Origin of the sequence: Citrobacter sp. S-77 (assembly GCF_963864895.1) — a bacterium.
Lineage (GTDB): Bacteria > Pseudomonadota > Gammaproteobacteria > Enterobacterales > Enterobacteriaceae > Citrobacter > Citrobacter murliniae.
Genome location: NZ_CAWLWU010000002.1, coordinates 1,640,229 through 1,658,504 on the forward strand (window position 1 = coordinate 1,640,229; position 18,276 = coordinate 1,658,504).

15 protein-coding genes and 1 pseudogene are annotated in these 18,276 nt (G+C 48.9%); all 16 read left to right on the top strand.

Annotated elements, in window-relative coordinates; genetic code table 11:
• Positions 1 to 256: pseudogene (locus tag AACS05_RS08415) on the top strand (hypothetical protein); the annotation flags it as partial.
• Between the two features lie 222 nt (positions 257 to 478).
• The gene (locus AACS05_RS08420; protein WP_190284554.1) at positions 479 to 1,030 is read left to right on the top strand and encodes a putative type VI secretion system effector; all 552 of its coding nucleotides are present in this window, start codon (positions 479 to 481) and stop codon (positions 1,028 to 1,030) included.
• A 33-nt stretch (positions 1,031 to 1,063) separates the two neighbouring features.
• On the top strand, positions 1,064 to 1,333 hold the full coding sequence (locus AACS05_RS08425) for a hypothetical protein (RefSeq protein WP_045441455.1): 270 nt from the start codon (positions 1,064 to 1,066) through the stop codon (positions 1,331 to 1,333).
• 23 nt (positions 1,334 to 1,356) lie between these two features.
• The gene (locus AACS05_RS08430) at positions 1,357 to 1,515 is read left to right on the top strand and encodes a hypothetical protein (protein WP_190284555.1); all 159 of its coding nucleotides are present in this window, start codon (positions 1,357 to 1,359) and stop codon (positions 1,513 to 1,515) included.
• 267 nt (positions 1,516 to 1,782) lie between these two features.
• Positions 1,783 to 2,403 carry a hypothetical protein gene (locus tag AACS05_RS08435; protein WP_045441457.1) on the top strand — a complete coding sequence of 207 codons (621 nt, stop codon included), beginning with the start codon at positions 1,783 to 1,785 and terminating at the stop codon, positions 2,401 to 2,403.
• A gap of 154 nt (positions 2,404 to 2,557) precedes the next feature.
• Complete coding sequence (locus AACS05_RS08440; protein ID WP_045441459.1) at positions 2,558 to 3,454, top strand: DUF4123 domain-containing protein; 897 nt, start codon at positions 2,558 to 2,560, stop codon at positions 3,452 to 3,454.
• 58 nt (positions 3,455 to 3,512) lie between these two features.
• A complete protein-coding gene (locus AACS05_RS08445; RefSeq protein WP_045441461.1) occupies positions 3,513 to 4,688 on the top strand; it encodes a hypothetical protein in 1,176 nt (391 codons plus the stop codon).
• Positions 4,651 to 8,109 (top strand): ImcF-related family protein, encoded by a 3,459-nt coding sequence (locus AACS05_RS08450; RefSeq protein ID WP_081918231.1) that lies wholly within the window; start codon positions 4,651 to 4,653, stop codon positions 8,107 to 8,109. The genes AACS05_RS08445 and AACS05_RS08450 overlap by 38 nt, the downstream gene beginning before the upstream one ends.
• On the top strand, positions 8,109 to 9,701 hold the full coding sequence (gene tssA / locus AACS05_RS08455; protein ID WP_045441465.1) for a type VI secretion system protein TssA: 1,593 nt from the start codon (positions 8,109 to 8,111) through the stop codon (positions 9,699 to 9,701). The genes AACS05_RS08450 and tssA overlap by 1 nt, the downstream gene beginning before the upstream one ends.
• A 26-nt stretch (positions 9,702 to 9,727) precedes the next feature.
• Positions 9,728 to 11,482 carry a type VI secretion system baseplate subunit TssF gene (tssF, locus tag AACS05_RS08460; protein WP_045441467.1) on the top strand — a complete coding sequence of 585 codons (1,755 nt, stop codon included), beginning with the start codon at positions 9,728 to 9,730 and terminating at the stop codon, positions 11,480 to 11,482.
• Positions 11,446 to 12,531, top strand: coding sequence for a type VI secretion system baseplate subunit TssG (gene tssG / locus AACS05_RS08465; protein WP_045441469.1), 1,086 nt, complete (start codon positions 11,446 to 11,448; stop codon positions 12,529 to 12,531). Before tssF ends, tssG begins: the two co-directional genes overlap by 37 nt.
• The gene (gene tssJ / locus AACS05_RS08470; protein ID WP_045449551.1) at positions 12,509 to 13,054 is read left to right on the top strand and encodes a type VI secretion system lipoprotein TssJ; all 546 of its coding nucleotides are present in this window, start codon (positions 12,509 to 12,511) and stop codon (positions 13,052 to 13,054) included. The genes tssG and tssJ overlap by 23 nt, the downstream gene beginning before the upstream one ends.
• Positions 13,054 to 13,509: a type VI secretion system baseplate subunit TssE gene (gene tssE / locus AACS05_RS08475; RefSeq protein ID WP_045441470.1), complete on the top strand. Its 456-nt coding sequence runs from the start codon at positions 13,054 to 13,056 to the stop codon at positions 13,507 to 13,509. Before tssJ ends, tssE begins: the two co-directional genes overlap by 1 nt.
• A gap of 78 nt (positions 13,510 to 13,587) precedes the next feature.
• Positions 13,588 to 14,835, top strand: coding sequence for a VasL domain-containing protein (locus AACS05_RS08480; protein ID WP_045441473.1), 1,248 nt, complete (start codon positions 13,588 to 13,590; stop codon positions 14,833 to 14,835).
• A gap of 673 nt (positions 14,836 to 15,508) precedes the next feature.
• Positions 15,509 to 16,885 (top strand): argininosuccinate lyase, encoded by a 1,377-nt coding sequence (argH, locus tag AACS05_RS08485; RefSeq protein ID WP_045441475.1) that lies wholly within the window; start codon positions 15,509 to 15,511, stop codon positions 16,883 to 16,885.
• Between the two features lie 62 nt (positions 16,886 to 16,947).
• A complete protein-coding gene (locus tag AACS05_RS08490; protein ID WP_045441476.1) occupies positions 16,948 to 18,264 on the top strand; it encodes an anaerobic C4-dicarboxylate transporter family protein in 1,317 nt (438 codons plus the stop codon).
• Positions 18,265 to 18,276 lie beyond the last annotated feature (12 nt).

Genomic DNA, 18,276 nt, shown 5'->3' on the forward strand with positions numbered 1-18,276 from the left:
GGGGGGGGGCGTTTCAGGTTTGATCGCATATTCTGCATACAAAGCATGTGCACCAACCCGTTGTAAGCTGACTGAGGAAATATGTCAATTGCTGGGGTTGGAAAATGTATCAAAAATTAATCTCAATAAAATAACGAAAAAAAGAGAGCAGCAGTTGAAAGATAAAGGTAAGTGGCATGACCCTGGTGATAAGAATAGGCCTGCATGCCCGAGTGGAAAAGTTCTTTATTCAGCAGAATATTGGTTCTATTACTAAACATCACCTTTAAACATACTATGGAGTGCAGAATAGAGCGCTGGAAGCGACAATAGGCAATAGGCAATAGGCAATAGGCAATAGGCAATAGGCAATAGGCAATAGGCAATAGGCAATAGGTAATAAAGAATATCTCATGATAACAAAAACAGGTATATTCACGGTTTGTTGATCCAGAAAAGCTGGACGATTTGCGGACCAAACAGGAAATAGAGGTGATGAATGGCAGGCCATGGACATGCGAATTGCCACCGCCACCGGTATTACCCCCCTTATGGCCCACTGGAAAAAATTAGTGGAAGGCAGGAATCCTTCAGTTACGAGAGGTTCAGAGAGTTTTTTGATGTGGAAGCATATCGGACCAGCAGTCTGCCGGATATATCCGATGGGCAGCGTGGTGCAGCTGCAGCAGGGAGTCCTTGCGTTGGGACGGTAATTATGGTCGAGAGTGAATCATCAAATGACACGGCTGAATATGTTCAAGGCACAATTAACGGCAAACCCTTTCGGGGCTGGGTGGGAACAACCGGTCTTAAGGCTGGAGACAATGTGGACATGATTGCAGAGTGGCAGCATGACCACTATGAGGTTTACGCTATTGCACTGCCGGAAGAACGTATCGTGTCAATATGCCCCAAATGTGATATGGGACATATAGCTCACATGCTGTGGCGTATTAAGAATATGTTTATTCTTACTGCAATATTATTGTTTATGTTGGTATCTGTAGGAGTCATTCATACAATTATCGATGGTGACTGGAAGAGTGGATAGGATTTTCTCACGACTTATTTCTGGCTTTTTGTCATGGCATTAGGTGTAAATCTATCAATTGCCGGATTGATAGCGTTTTCTGCTTACAAAGCCTGCGCTTCAACACGATGTAAATTAACAGAGGATATACTCCACCTGCTGGGAATGAAAAATGTCGCAACAGTTAATCTCAATAAAATAACAAAAGAGCGAGAGCAACAATTGATGAAAAAAGGTAAGTGGTATGATCCTGGTGATAAGAATAAACCAGCCTGCCCCAGTGGAAAGTTTATTTATTCAGGGGAGAATTGGTTTTATTACTGATAACGTTAACAGGCAGGATGATAATGCAGCAGGCCGGAAGCCTGAAAAAGCTGGAAGGGTATTATCAGAAATCTCTGACTAACGTCGTGAAAGGGTTACAGGAAAATGCCAGTAAATTAGAGACCGAAATTTTGGCTGATCAGAATAAAGAGCTGCAATCAGCAATAAAGGATGTGCAATGAATTCGACAAAACAAAAGCAGATATGCTCACGATTTGTTAGGCCTGAGAGTTTATCCGACTTACGTACCAAGCAGGAAATCGAGGTGATGAACGGCAGGCCGTGAACACGCGAGCTGCCACGTCCCCGGCATTATCCCCTTACGGCTCTCTGGAAAAAATCAGCAGTTGTTTGAAATCTTTCCACAGCGCATGTTTTCGGGAATATTTTGATGTCATTGACACGACGATATGCACCTAATTAAACGTAATGCAGACATGGGGTTATTTATGATTTATGCCACCAGACATATGGTCAGATTAGTGATTATGATACTTTCACTCACAGTTATTTGGCCTACAATATCAGAGGCTTCTGCACGGCGGATCTATTCTCAGCGAGTCCAATCAGAAGAACCTTTGGTTGTTGCAAAAAATTTTGTCGAAGCATGGAAGAGAAATGATTTCTATGAAACATGGCAACTTCTTACTCCCGATACAAAATCAAAATTTTTCCAAAACATTGCAACAACTTACTCATTTAAAGGAATTTTGAATCTTAAAAATGATGCGTCAATATTATCTGGCGCTAAGTTCTGGGGGGAGAGGGAATTAACTCAGAAAGAGCGATCTGATTTTGAGATGGATCATGGATTGCAATTTGATGATGTTATGTACGCTGGTAGTAAACTGAATGCACTCCCGTTTAAATTCGGGCCGGAATATAAAATTACATTATTAGAGAATAATAAATTGAAATCAGTAGTGACGGTCGTGACAGATGGACATCCTTTGATATTGAAAATTAAAATGCAAAAAAACAACAAGGATAATAATTTTCGTATAGATCAAATTTCTTGGGAAGGTTCTGACTTGAATGCTTATCCATGGGGTATAATTTTCAGTCACTAAAGCTACGTAAGAGTGATGAATTCTCTGATTCATCTTCTGTTGTGATAATTAGTATAAGTTCTTGATGGGGGAAGATTACATAATGTTGCTATTTACGGAAATAGTAATCTGCTAATTCTAAAATAAATTTTGAGGCTGTATGGTAGGTGAGGGTATGAATAATAAGTATTATGATGAAATGAAGATTTTAAATGATGTTTTTGAAAGAAATGGATTTTGTTATCTTTTAATTGATTTTACTTTAATAAAATATCAGTCAGATAGCGCTTTGCTATCCCTCCTCAAAGACCGTGAACTCTACCCAGTTACAATGTGTCATGATGAACTTCAGGACGCGTTATTTTTATATATTGTTCCTCTCGATGCTCAAAAGGCCGGGGATGTAGAATTATTTAATAATAGTATTCAGCAGGCACTACATGAACTGAATGCTGAACGAATTAATGCAGGGGAAGGGCGAAGTATTTGCGCATGGATCTCGACACAATTAACCAAAGAGCAACTTTCTGAAAACATCTCCCGGTCTGCGGTACAACCTGTTCAATCAGGCGGTGATGTATTAATTCGATATTTTGATCCATCAGTTTTGGGACTGTTGTTGCCTGTTCTTGATGATTGGCAAAGACAACAGTTATTAAGCAACATTAACGTTTGGTGCTATATTAATGGAGATGGTACAGCACAAATAGTGAGCGGAGATGGGGAAGGCTTAAAAAAATTAAACTATTCACTGGGCTTAACAGCATTAAACTTAGCAGACATGAGTAATATTTTAGTTATCAATAATATATTGCGACAGTATCGTAAATTACAAGCTGTGGAAAGACTTAGTGAACAACAAGCCGCAAGGTTGTTGCATCCTGCTCTACATTATTTTTATTCACATTTTGCTTCAGTTGATAACGAGGCTATTGAGTTTGGTCTTGATGTACTTATAGCACAACACTTATTTTATCAAAGTGGGGTATTTGACCGATATGTACTGAATAACCGCAGTGAAAGCCTTCCTTTATATACTGATATAAAAAACAGAATACAAAGTCAGGATTAGCGAAAGGCAACTTCTTTAGCATAAGGAAAGTACACCAGATTTAATAATGGAGTTGAATATGAGTTGGCCGGTGCAAATAATTCCACCAAGGGAAAGTGTCCTGAAGATAAAGTGGAAAAGATGGTTTTTTTCGTTTTTATGTATTTTATTTATTATGGTAATGGCTGTGGTTATTGCTAGGTCAGCCGTTCCCACTGAAGGAAAAAATATTTTACCATTGTCACTTCCATTATTCTTTTCGGGGATGTTTGCATTTTTTGTCGCCCTTGCCATTCGGGTTTATTATTATGGAATGTGCTTGTCGGCATTTGAGGCTTATGAACAGGAATCTGTAATTGCAAAGCAAGAATGGACTGAATGGGCCAGCAAGAAGATTTTTGTATCTGCTTATAAATTGTTTATCCCTCCAGATATTTCTCAATCAGATCTGGCTTCCGGTAAATCTGTTGATATTTACAATAAACAGCGACTGGAGTTGCGAGGCCATAATGGAGAAGCCTTCACTGAAGAACAGTTGATTTGCGAACTTTTAGCGTCTGTCAGAGCGACAGTGATGGACCTTGCGAAAACATGTGTTTTCGATGTCATGTTTACCTATGGTAGTAGCAATATCACTTTCCCCACGTTTAAAGAGTGTTGGGTCGAAATCGGTTTCCCTCAAAAGTGTCTGAATAGACATTATTATTTGAATGACACTGTAGAACAAGAATTTAATAGGTTATCCAGCATGGAAAATAAGCTGGTGACCATTATTATTTCTGCCAACGTTGAAAGCGTAGAGAAATATGATTCTGAACTAACAGAATTTGCTTCAATTCTGTTGGTCACTAATAAAGAAGAGCTTCCTGGTAACACAAATAGTGGTATTGCTTTGCGTGCAATGGCGTGCGGGAAGGCGCTGACCAAACAGGAGTTTCTTCATATGATTGCTTACCAGTCAGATGTTCTTCAAACCTCAAAAGTGTTTTTTAGTAACATGAGTGAGGATGATATTTTAGATGTTTCAGATGTATTGCGAACTTCGAAATTATCCATGAATGTTGAGTGGGAGTATGAAACTCAAAACTTGAATCTAGTGCTGGGTCAATTAGGCAATGAGCATTTTTGGTTGGTATTTCCTCTGTCCCTGTTTATTTCTGAGAAGACTAGGGCGCCAGTATTGATGATCACCAGCGTTGGCAATGATTACGTTTTTAATGTCATTAAGCCGTTTGATAATAGCAGGGTGCAATAAATTGAGAACCTCAGCAAAATGGAGAGTAATTGGGCTTGTCTCATGCCTCATTCTCTTTGGTTTACTTACTTTTTTTGGGTGTTATTACTATGGGGACACCTTTGGATGGAGTTCTACAAAAGAAAAGGTAAATCTCTGGTTTTTATGTATGTTTTTATTCTCCGTGTTTCTGATGTTGATGAACTTCGGTGTTTGGTCCTACCAAAGAGGTTTGCGCATTCAGACCAGTAGAGTTGATAAGGCTACTGTATTTGATTCACGTAGTACGAGGAAAAAAGACAGAACAAAAAATCCGATAAAAGATCACCTCCGCCGCCGCTACGGCCTTTTCTGGCGCCGCAATGTTCGCCTCCTCTTAATCACCGGCGACGAAACCGCTATCGATCAACTGCTCCCCGGCCTGCAAAGCCAGCAGTGGCTTGAAGGCAACCGCACTGTTCTGATTTACGGCGGCAGTCTGACTGCTGAGCCCGATAAGGAAAAATACGCCGCGCTGCGCAAACTGCGTCGTGGTCGCCCGCTGGATGGGATTGTCCGGGTCATTGCGGAAGGGCAGACGCTCACGCCGCAAATCAGCGACAGCGACCTGCGGGGGCTGGAGAAAATCAGTGAACTGTTGCGCTATTGCGCCCCGGTCTGGCTGTGGAAACTGTGCGACAGCGACTGGTCGCAGACGAAGCGCCCTGAGCAGGCTGTCGGGGCAAGCTTCCCGCTGCGTGCCAAAGAAGAGGATATTACCCGCCAGCTTGAGCGAATGCTACCGGAGTTGCGGGCGCAGGGTGTCAGTCAGGTCATTGAGAATAACCGTCACGACTTTCTGTTACGTCTGGGTCAGCACCTGAAAGAGGGCGGTATCAGCCGCTGGGCTCAGCAGTTGACGCCATGGTTGTCAGCCTCCCAGCAACGTATTCCGCTGCGTGGCCTGATGTTCAGCCTGACGGGAAGTCCATCGCCTGAAAACGTCGTTGCTTACGCTGATGTTGAGAATAATATCCCTGGATCGCGGCGTCATGCTCTGACCCTGCCGGTGACCTGGGATGGCGTCGTTGGCGACTGTACCCGCGTGCGCGGCCGCCGTGTCGGGCTGCCCTGGGAGCAGACGCTCGCCTGGACGCTGATGACCATCATCGGTGTCTGGATGGTGGGGCTGATACTCTCCTTTGCCATGAACTATGGACAGATTTCATCTGTTGCGGGAAAAGCCCGCAACCTGGTGGAACATCCTTCCGTTTCTGATTTTCAGCTGACGGCATTACATGAACTGCGAAACGACGCGGGTCGTTTGCAACACCATGTTCAGGAGGGGGCCCCCTGGTATCAGCGCTTTGGTCTTGACCATAATCAGCAGCTACTTAATGCGATGCTCCCGTGGTATGGCGTCGCGAACAATCACCTGATCCGTGATCCGGCGAATATCTCCCTGATGCAGACGCTCACCGTGCTGGCAAATTCCGTCCCCAACAGCGACAGGCGTGCGCAACTGGCGAAACCGGGCTATGACCAGCTTAAAGCCTGGCTGATGATGGCCCGTCCTGATAAAGCCGATGGCGAGTTTTACGCGCAGACCATGAAAACCGTACAGCCGACGCACAGGGGCATTTCAACGGGCCTGTGGCAGAGCCTGTCGCCAGACCTGTGGGCGTTCTACATTTCCGAACTGCCCAATCAGCCGCAGTGGAAAATCACACCGGATGCTTCTCTGGTCAGTCAGAGCCGTCAGGTGCTGTTGCAGCAGATTGGCCGACGCAATGCAGAAGGGACGCTGTATGAAAATATGCTCAAATCGGTACGGCGCAACTTTGCGGATGTCTCACTGGAAGACATGACCAATGGTACCGATGCCCGACGTCTGTTTACCACCGATGAGGTGGTTCCAGGGATGTTCACCCGTCAGGCATGGGAAGGCGGTATTGAGCAGGCCATTGAGAATGCGGCCAACACTCGCCGGGATGAAATAGACTGGGTGCTGAGTGACAACCACAAGGCAGTGTCTGCGGAGCTATCCCCGGAAGCGCTGAAAGCGCGTCTGACCCAGCGCTATTTCATTGATTTTGCCGGAAGCTGGCTCAACTTCCTCAACAGCCTGCGACTTAACCCGGCGCACAACATCGCCGATGTGACCGACCAGCTGACGCTGATGAGCGATGTGCGTCAGTCGCCGCTGATTGCCCTGATGAACACCATCGCCTGGCAGGGACAGGCCGGGCAACAGACGGAGGGCCTTTCTGACTCCATTATTAAGTCGGCCAAAGACCTGGTCGCCGGGAAGGATAAACCGGTGATTGACCAGTCGGCCACAGGCCCGCAGGGACCGCTGGATGACACCTTCGGACCTTTACTGACACTGATGGGAAAAAACAAAGCCAGCAATGTGATGTCTGCTGACAACACGCTGAGCCTGCAAACTTATCTGACCCGTATTACACGTGTACGTTTGCGTCTACAGCAGGTGGCGAGTGCATCTGATCCGCAGGAGATGATGCAGACGCTTGCGCAGACGGTTTTCCAGGGCAAGAGTGTGGACCTGACCGACACGCAACAGTACGGCAGCCTGGTGGCGGCAAGCCTCGGGGAGGAGTGGAGTGGTTTCGGCAACACGATGTTTGTTCAGCCGCTGACTCAGGCCTGGGAGACGGTGTTGCAACCGTCAGCCGCCAGTCTGAATGACCGCTGGAACCGCTCGGTGGTGGCGAACTGGCACACGGCCTTTGAGGGGCGTTTCCCGTTTGCGGCGAGCAAGAGTGACGCTTCCCTGCCGATGCTGGCCGAGTTTATCCGTAAAGACAGTGGTCGTATCGACCGGTTCCTGACCACCGAGCTCAATGGCGTACTGCACAAAGAGGGGAGTCAGTGGGTACCGGACACTGCACACAGCCAGGGGCTGATATTTAATCCGGCTTTTCTGCGGGCGGTGAATCAACTGAGTCAACTGTCGGACATTCTGTTTACTGACGGCAGCCAGGGGATAAGTTTTGAGCTACAGGCCCGCCCGGCAGCGCAGGTGGTGGAAACCCAGTTAACGATTGACGGACAGAAGTTGCATTACTTTAACCAGATGGCCGACTGGCAGTCTTTCCGCTGGCCGGGCGAAACCTGGAAGCCGGGAACGATGCTGACCTGGACGTCGACCAGCGCCGGTGCGCGGCTGTTCGGGGATTACGGCGGCACCTGGGGCTTTATTCGCTGGCTGGAGCAGGGTAAACGCCAGCAGCTTGATCGCAGCCAGTGGATGCTGAGCTTTACCGCGCCAGACGGAAGAACGCTGCAGTGGGTGCTGCGCTCACAACTCGGAAACGGACCGCTGGCACTGCTGACGTTGCGTAACTTCAGTCTGCCGGAGCAGATATTCAGTGTGGATGCCTCTGCGACCTCGCAGACTCTGGACAGAGCCGGGAATTCAGCCATGGAGGGAATGGAATAATGGCGACATTACAAAGCGTACTTCACGCCTGCGGTGCTGATGAGCAGACTTTGCTGACAAGTGCGCGGTCACACAGCACTCAGTGGGCGCGCTGGCTGGAGCCGATTAGCGACAATGAGCCAACCGGCGAAGATCCAGGCTATGACGACGATTTTCAGCGCATTCGCGAAGAGGTCAACAAACTTTCCGGTATTGATACGGGACTGATTTGCGAGTTGACGGAAAAGTTGCTGACCGGCACCTGCAAAGATCTGCGCGTTATCACCTTTTATGTCTGGGCGCGCCTGCATCAGGACGGTGAATCCGGTTTTGCACAGGGGATTGAACTTCTGGCGGCAATGCTTGAGCGGTTCGGTTCCAGGCTGCATCCACGTCGTGAAAGGAGCCGTAAAACTGCCCTGGAGTGGCTTGGCAGCAGTCGCGTGACTGACAGCCTGTCTTTATACCCGGAAGTGGACATGTCTGTTATGCAGCGCATTACAGGCGGGCTGCTTCTGGCGGAACAGTCTTTTCAACTGTTTGATGAAGATGCCCGTCCGGAGCTTGGGGGGTTGTATCAGGCTCTGGACAATCGTCTGGTACAGAACGGCGGTGCCAACAGTCTGGTGCCACAGACCAGTCGGGAAGAGGGGGCAATAACGGTGTCAGACTCTTCTGCGCCAGTGATGAATGCTGTCACGTCGGGACGTGATTTACTCGATCAGGCTAAGGTGCTGGCGAAATACCTGCGCTCCCTGCCGGGAGGGTGGCTGGCCGGACATCATCTGCTGAAAAGCGTTCGCTGGGATACGCTAACTGAACTTCCGCCGCTGGATGCCTCCGGGCGCACTCGTCTGGTCCCGCCTAAACCCGATAACAAGGCGCACCTCAAACGTCTGTATCTGCAGAAAAGCTGGTCTGAATTGCTGGAACATACGGACACGTTGCTGGCTCAGGGCGTCAATCACTTGTGGCTGGATGTGCAGTGGTATGCCTGGCAGGCGCTGGTGAAACTGGATAATGACAGCGTGCGTGCCGATATTCTCTGCCGTGACATTAAAGGTTTGCTGGCGCGTCTGCCGGGGCTGGAAGCACTCGCTTTCAGTGACGGCACACCTTTCGCTGATGAAGTCACCATGAACTGGATAAACGAAAGTGTGCTTGATGACATGTCAGGATGGAATGATAAGCCGGTATCAGCCGTATCCGCTGACAGTGATGATGTGCTGACGCTGGAGTCTGAAGTGCTGGCGAAAGCGGACAGTGAAGGTATTGAAGCTGCGCTTAACTGGCTTCTCGTCCAGCCGGGATACACCTCTTCCCGGGATCGGTGGCTGATGCGACTGCTGATGGCTCGGGTAAGCGAACAGTACGGTAAAAACGAAATGGCGCTGCATCTGCTGCGCGAACTTGATAGCGATGCAAAGCAACTGACCCTCGAACAGTGGACGCCGGAACTAATGTTTGAAGTCAAAGCCCGCAGACTCAAGCTGCTGCGCGCTAAAGCCGGTCGCAGTGACGTGGATAAAACGCGCCTGCAGGTCGAAATGGATTTGCTGCTTTCCGGATTGGTTGCTTTAGATCCCGCCCGTGCAGTCGTTCTCTGCGCCTGATGATTCAATGAAAGATTATAAAAACTATGGAAGATTTAACCCTGCGTTATTACGACGCTGAAATGCGCTACCTGCTGGAAGCCGGCGAAGAATTTGCCCGTGCTCATCCTGAGCAGGCGGCAATGCTCAATCTTGATAAAGCGGGTGCGCGTGACCCGTACGTGGAACGTCTGTTTGAAGGCTTTGCCTTCCTGATGGGGCGTTTACGTGAAAAGCTCGACGATGACCTGCCGGAACTGACCGAAGGGCTGGTCAGTCTGCTGTGGCCGCACTACCTGCGCACCATTCCGTCTATGTCCGTGGTGGAGTTCAGCCCCGACTGGCGTGAAATGAAAGAGCAGATGCGTATCGTCAAAGGATTCGAAGTCCTTTCCCGGCCAATTGGGGAAAAAGGCACACGTTGCCGGTATACCACCACCAAAGAGATCGGCCTTCAGCCGTTGTCGCTGGAACATGCCCGTCTGTCGACCGATCCTGATGGACGCTCTGTTGTCACTTTGCGCTTTAACTGCAGCGAACTCGCGGACTGGAGCCGTATCGATCTCAGCCATATTCCTTTCTATCTCAATGCTGATGCGCCACTGGCCTGCGCCATGCATGAAGCGTTCACCATGAATGTGGCCAGAATATGGCTGCGCATGCCTGGTGATGTGGACAGAAGACCGCTGGCCGGGCATTTCACTGCACTCGGGTTTGGTGATGACGATACCCTCTGGCCGAAGGGCAACAGCAGTTTCAGCGGTTACCAGTTGCTGCTGGAATATTTTACCTTCCGCGAGAAATTCATGTTCACGGGCCTGCGTGGGCTGGAGACCGTGGCCTTTCCGACGGAGCTTCCCTGGTTTGAAATCGACGTGGTACTGGCGGAACGCTGGGAGCATGACTTCAGCTTTAGCGAAAAGCATCTGCGTCTGAACTGCGTGCCGGTAATTAATCTGTTCCCGCTGGAATCTGACCCGCTGACGCTCAATTCACTGCAGACGGAGTACATGCTGCGCCCGATGCGCGTACAGGATGGCCATACCGAGATTTACGCCGTGGATTCGGTGATGTCATCGAGCCAGCATACTTACGTGCCGTTCTCAAGCTTTCGCCACAAAGGTGGAATGATGCGCCATGAAGCGCCGGAATATTACTACCACACCCGTGTGCGCCGCGGCCCGTCCGGACTGCATAACACCTGGCTCATCCTCGGCGGTGAAGCGTTTGATAACCACACGGTGCCGGAAGATGAAAGCCTGTCGCTGACGCTTACCGGAACCAATGGCCAGCTACCTCGCAGAGCATTGCAAAGTACCGTGCTCGACACCGTGATGAAAACCACGTCGGCCAGTATTGCGGTACGCAACCTTTGTGCGCCAACGCTGCCCTGTTATCCACCTGCGCAGGACCGTTTTCACTGGCGCGTACTCAGCCATCTCGGCAGCGGATTTCTCTCGATGATGGATAACGCCGATGTGCTGCGCGGCACGCTGGCGCTGTATGAGTGGACCGACAGCGAGATGAACCGCCGCCGTCTGGAAGCCATTATCGACGTGAAGCACAGCGAAACCGAGCGCTTTGAACAGGGCTACCTGGTACGCGGCGTGCAGATTGAAGTGACGCTGGACAGTCATGGTTTTGCCGGACGCGGCGATATCTGTCTGTTCGGCGAGATGCTGAGCCGCTTCTTTGCACTCTACACAGACATCTACCTGTTTAACCGCCTGATTATCATTCTGCAACCGACCGGAGAACGCCTGGAATGGGAAGAGAAACACAATCGCCGTATTCCCGGTTGACACCACGGCTGGAGGCAGACCTTCACCGTATTAACTTTTACCGCTTATGCCAGTTGCTGGAGAAACTCAATCCCGACAGGCCATTGATGGGTTCAACCAGCCATCCAACCGATGATCCGGTGCGCTTTGCGCCGCATCCGGGGATGGGTTTCCCGGCGAGTGAACTGAAGGCTGTCGAATATGACGAGGATGATGACAGCAGGCCACCGCTCATCCGCACGACCTTTATGGGGATGTACGGTGTTGATTCCCCGTTGCCGACGGCCTATCTCGATGACATTACCCAGCGCCGGGAAGGGCATGAGGCGCTGCAGGGGTTTCTGGATATCTTCAGCCACCGCATCCTGACCCAGTTTTACCGCATCTGGCGTAAATACTCCTACCCGGCAGCCTTCGAACCCGGAGGTACCGACAGTATCTCACAGTCACTGCTGGGTCTGGTGGGGCTGGGGATCCCAGGCACGGCAAACCAAATTGCCACTCCGGTGTCACGCTTTCTGGCATTACTGGGTGTGTTGCGTCAGCCGGGTAAAACCCAGGAGGGGATGCAGTCGCTGATTAGCCTGCTTGCACCGGATACCACCGTGCAGGTCAGCCCCTACTGTCTTCGGCCGGTGGAAGTGAATCAGCCTCTGGGCTTTTACGGTAATGAGGATTTTCTACTGGACGGTAATACGCCCCTGGGTGACGAAGCGATGGATGCCAACAGCCAGTTGCTGATTGCCCTGTCCACGGATAATAAGCAGGAAGCGCAGGGCTGGAAGCCGGATGGTCTGCTGTATCAGGATTTTCTGGTGATGTTGCGGGTTTATCTGGGCTGGCGATTCAAGGCAAAAATTACCCTGACTACCCGTACCCGCCTGCTGGCTGTACCGCCGTTAGGTGAAGGGCCATTCTGGCTTGGGATGAATGGAGTGCTGGGTGTGGAAGACGATGAATGTCTGGACGATATCCCGCAAACCTTTACGACGGAACTGGGTTATTACACCGGGCTGGAGCCTGCGAAACCACAACAAGGAAACCGACGTGTTACGTATAAATTTAACTAAGACCACGTGCTGTCTACTGCCGCTGCTGGCATTCAGTCTGGCAGGCTGTGGGGTGACGCAGGGCGTCACCGATGGCACTAAATCGGCCTTCAATGCCATTTTTTACAAGAAGATTAAGGTACTACACCTGGATTTTACCGCTCGCGAAGCCCTGAACACCGATGCACGTGAGAACAACACGCTCTCCGAGTCGGTCGTGGTGCGAATTTATCAGCTCAAAGATAATAAAACCTTCGACAAGAGCGTGTACCAGCAACTGCTGAAAGACAGTGAAACGGCTCTCGGGGCTGATCTTTTGGCCACCCGCGATGTGGTGGTTAAACCTGGTGGAGATGTACTGCTCGATATGCCGATGGAAGAGGGGGCGAAATACGTCGCCGTGGTGGGATTGTTCCGCCATCCCGATATGGTGAAAAATACATGGAAGCTGATGATAGACCGTGAAGAACTCGATCCGGACAAGGCGCGGGTGATTGAGGCAGGGAATAACCATCTGACGTTGTTACCGATAAAGGATAAATAATGCCTCAGACTCACAAATCCCCCTCGCTGTACGAGATGCTCGCGGGTAATTTCTCCGGTGGTCTCGACCTTCACCAGGTCAGTGAAGAAAATCAGGTCATCCTGTCCGTACTGGACAACATGCAGCGCGTGCTTAACTGCCGCGCAGGGACGCTGGCGCATCTGCCAGACTACGGCCTTCCGGACATGACCAAAATCCTGCAAGGGATGCCCGGTACGGCGCATGAGCTGATGGGGACTCTGTCGGCCGTATTACTCAAATATGAACCGCGCCTGAAAACAATAGCGGTTGTGCTGCTGGAACAGGAAATCCCTGGCGAACTACGTTATGCCATTGACGCTGAACTCAAAGGTATTGGCCTGGTACGCTATGGCACGGAGTTTAAACCCGAAGGGCGGGTACTATTGAGACACCTCAAACAACAGCAGTACCTCGGCACGACTACCCGTGCGTAATCACTTTTGATCTCTTCGCTGTCGTTCTGCGTGACAAAAATCGGGCAATAAGCATACAGGTTAAATGGATATTTGGTCATGAATGACATTCACTCTCGTAAAGTTAAAACTGGCGGCGATCCGCGCCTGCTGGCGGATTATGCTGCTCTGCGTGATGAGCTTGCCAAACTCTCACACCCGGCGCGGCCTGATGTTGACTGGGGACGTGTTGAGCAACTGAGTCTGGCATTGTTTCGCCAGAACGGCGTCGAACTGCAAACGGCGTGCTGGTATACGCTGGCACGCACACGGATGGCGGGGCTGGTGGGGCTTAATGAAGGGCTGGCTGTTCTGGAAGCCTTGTTGATGCATCAATGGGGAACGCTCTGGCCGCAACCGGTCCATGCAAGGATGGAGATCCTCGCTGGATTCACCCAGCGCCTGCACTCAGTGTTGCGGACGCTGGAGCTGAATTATGTTGACCTGCCACAGGTTTACAGGGCGGAAGAGCACCTTGATGCTTTGTGTAAGCATTTGCAGCGTCTGGAGTTAAAAAACGCCAGTCAGATAGGGGAGCTATGCGCCTTTATGCATAATGCGGTGATACGCCTCGAAAATATTGATGCAGGCAGTGGTGACACGGGAGCTGTGACCATACCCGCGTCATCTGTTGGCTCAGTGAGTCCGGTATCTGCTGTTCCGTCTGAACCTCTGATTTACATTGTCCGTGAAGACCTCGCCACACCACGCATTGTGCCTGAATCTTCTGAGCCGGGAACGGGCTGTTCGTGGAAAAGTTTTGTGGGGGGAGTGCTGACCACGCTGGTGCTGGGTTCAGCAGGGCTGTGGGGCTGGCAGCAAATAAATCCGCCAGCCAGCAGCCCGTTACCCATAGTGGCAAATGAGGCCGCCCTGACAGAGCTGGCGCAGCTATCACCACTGTGGCTGCAAAACTACGGCTTTGTGCTTGCTGCTACTGCTCAACCAACTGAAGCTGAAAAATTGAAAGTGCAATGGCAGCGTTACATCAGCAGTAACGCTTTGCCTGCATCATCGCTTTCTGGCTGGCATGAGGGCATGGGTGGTCTGCAGGTATTAACTCAGCGCCTGAATGCACTGGATGAGCGCAAAGGGAAATACCTGACCGGCTCAGAACTGAAATCGATGGTCTTTGCCATCACACAGAATTTTAGTCGGGCGGTGCCAGTTGAAGAACAACTGTACCAACTGAGTCTGATGGATGCTGGAGCACAATCGCCAGAAGCCTTGATGCTGCAAACGGATATGCATCTGCATCAGCTAATTAACCGTTACATGCTGATAAAACAACAGACAGTAAAGCCCTAAAAGAAGGGTTATGAGTGTCCAACGACCGCTGCGCGCGGGAGCTGTTTGTCGCCGGGTTTGCGATTTTTTGCTTTAGTATCAGTAATAATCGCCATCGCGTAGCGCACCATCTGCCGCCAGATAAAAGAGGGAGTTGGACCTCTCTTTGTAAGGGATTCTCTTGCCCGAGTTTTTTATCCGTTACCTGCCACCCAGATCACTCATGATCCAGGTATCCCACGTTGATATACACGTCATCCTTCACGCTTCCTCGGCGTTGACTACGTTCGCTTACCCAAGTCACTTACCAGAGTAAGCTCATCGGGATTAATGAGAGACATCCATGTCTCTCACCGAAGGCCAGCCTGCTGATGGGCAAATTCGTTTCTGCTGCCCCCTCCAAAATAAACATACCCCCCTCAATTGTCGCCAAATAAAATAATCTCTATTCCATTTTTGCGCCTTTAATAAATGCAACTTTGAATCAAGTTGCATTTAAATGTGATCTACATCTTATTTTTTAGCCATAAATGCGAAAGTAATAAAGCTTAATAAATATATTTAATATCTGTATAAATTGATTTAATGCCTTCATTTGTTGACAATTAAGATGGTGCTTTTGTAATCTGAGGACGAATTAAAACTGATTAAATCCAAATTTAACCATTCTGCAACACTTATACTGGAGGTTTTTATGTCTACGAAGTTATGGGGTGGGCGTTTTGATATGCCGACAAATAAACTAGTCGAATCATATAACGCGACCATTATGCTGGAGCAGCGTCTTTGCCCTTTTGATATTAAAGGGAGTATTGCGCACGCCACAATGTTGGGCCGTCAGGGAATTATTACTGAGAGTGAAGCAAATACCATCATTGGTGGCCTGAGGCAGGTAGATAAAGAGATTGAAGATGGGCAATTTGTTTTCGATACGGCTGATGAAGATATTCATATGGCTATTGAGAGACGAATGACAGAAATTATTGGTCCTGTTGGTGGGAAGTTGCATACCGGGCGCAGTCGTAACGACCAAACTACCGTTGACTCTAAAATGCATATGAGAGCAACAATTCGGGAAATTCAGCAGGATATTGTCAATCTTCAAAAAATTATCATCGCCAAAGCTGAAAATAATATTAATGCGATAATGCCTGGTTATACCCACTTACAAACAGGTCAGCCTATTCTTCTTTCACACTGGATTATGGCGTATTACTGGATGTTACGCCGTGACTGGACGCGATTCGAAGATCTCTATCAACGCATGGGTGAGTGTCCGTTAGGTGCGGCGGCCCTCGCAGGTACCACTTTCCCAATTGATCGTGAGTTTACCGCTCATGAATTGGGTTTTGATAAGCCAACAGAAAACAGTATTGATTCCGTAAGTGACCGCGATCATATGGTCGAGTTTACCGCAGCCGCAGCTGTATGTTTTATGCATCTCACCCGTCTTTCAGAAGAACTGGTTTTATTCTCCAGCCAGGACTTCAAATTTATTGAGCTTTCTGATGATTTTTGTACGGGCTCCAGCATCATGCCACAGAAAAAAAATCCTGATGTTGCTGAGAAAATGCGGGGTAAAGGTGGCCGTATGTACGGAAATCTGATGGCAATGCTGACCATCATGAAAGGGATCCCTCTCGCCTATAATACTGATATGAGTGAGGATAAAGAGCAGGTCTATGATTCTATGGATACTCTGCAAACCAGCCTGAAAATTATGGCTCCTATGCTCGAGAAAATGACTGTTCTTTCGGAGAATACTCGCGGTGCCGCTGCCAGAGGATTCTCTAATGCGACTGATATGGCAGATTATCTTGTCCGCAAAGGGATCCCATTCAGGGAAGCCCATCATATTGTTGGTAGTGCAGTGAATTACTGTATTAAACATAAAAAGATGCTAGAAGAACTCACATTAGAAGAGTTCCATTCTTTTGATGATAAAATTGAGAACGATATTTACGATAGCATCTCCTTAGAATCCTGTATTAAAGCGAGAATGTCTTATGGCGGAACCGGACCTGATGCAGTTAAAAAACAAATTGAAAATGCCAAGTCTTATTTAAAGTAATCCCTGTCATAATAATCAATGCCTCCCGGGTGCAATATTCGGGAGGTGCTTTAAGGTGAAAAATGGACGCTTTATTCTTTATACAATTATTTATTGTGCTCGCCTGTATTGGTATCGGTGGGCGCTATGGCGGAATGGGGCTCGGTGCGGGTGGTGGGCTTGGTGTAACAATATTAGTTTTAGGTTTTGGACTAAAACCATCCGCACCATCAATTACGGCCATGTTAATTATTATTTGTGTTATTGGGGCAGTGAGTATATTGCAGGCCGCAGGTGGGCTTGATTATCTTGTGCGTGTGGCTGAAAAATTACTGCGTAAAAAACCTCAGGCTATTACGTTTGTTGCGCCAATATTAACTTCCATATTTACACTATTCTGCGGTACCACGTACGTTGCATTCTCATTGTATCCTGTTGTTGCTGAAGTTGCGGCGGAGGCGAAGGTTCGTCCAGAACGAGCGTTATCTGCAACTGTTATTGCTGCCAGTGTTGCGGTCGCAGCCAGCCCGATGAGCGCAGCTACCGCAGGGATGCTTGCTATTTTGCATGAATATGCCGGCATTACTCTTGGACAGATACTGACAATTGCTCTCCCTTCATTTTTTATGGCGGCAATTGTTACCAGTTTTTCTGTCTACAAACGCGGTAAAGAGCTGGAAGATGATCCAGAGTTTCAGCGCCGTGTTGCTGCTGGTGAATATGAGTTCATGCATAATGAGCAGAAAAAAGAGTATGTTGCTACGCCAGGTGCCAAAAAAGGCGTCGCGATATTTGCAGTTGGCGTGATGTTGGTGCTCATCCTGGGATCTTTTACCGGACTTCTGCCTTCATGGGATGGGAAAAGGCTATCAACGCCAATGGTTATTCAGATGATCATGCTGACAGCCGCGCTGTTTATTATGATTGTCAGCAAAGTCCCCAGTAATACGTTCAATACGGGGTCTGTCTTCCGCGCAGGTCTAATGGGGGTGGTAGCAATCCTCGGTGTTTCATGGATGACAGCGACCTTTTTTGATGCCTACCAACCAGAACTGATAAAAGTGTTTGGGGGGATTGTTAGTGGTGCTCCGATGCTCTTTGGCGTGGTTGTTTTCTTGTTCTCCCTGGTTATTATGAGCCCTGCTGCAACGGTTGCTGCTATTATGCCGTTAGGTGTTACGCTAAATATTCCCGCGCCGTTTCTAATCGCAATACTTGCCTGTACATGTGGAGACTTCATTATTCCAGGTGCCAACCAAATTGGTTGTGTTGCGTTTGACAGGACAGGTACGACTAAAATAGGGCGGTTTGTTATCAACCATAGCTACATTCGCCCGGGTTTTGTTATGGTCATTTCTCAGGTTATTTTTGCCTACCTGATTGCACAGGTTGTCCTTTAAAGTTTGCGTAGT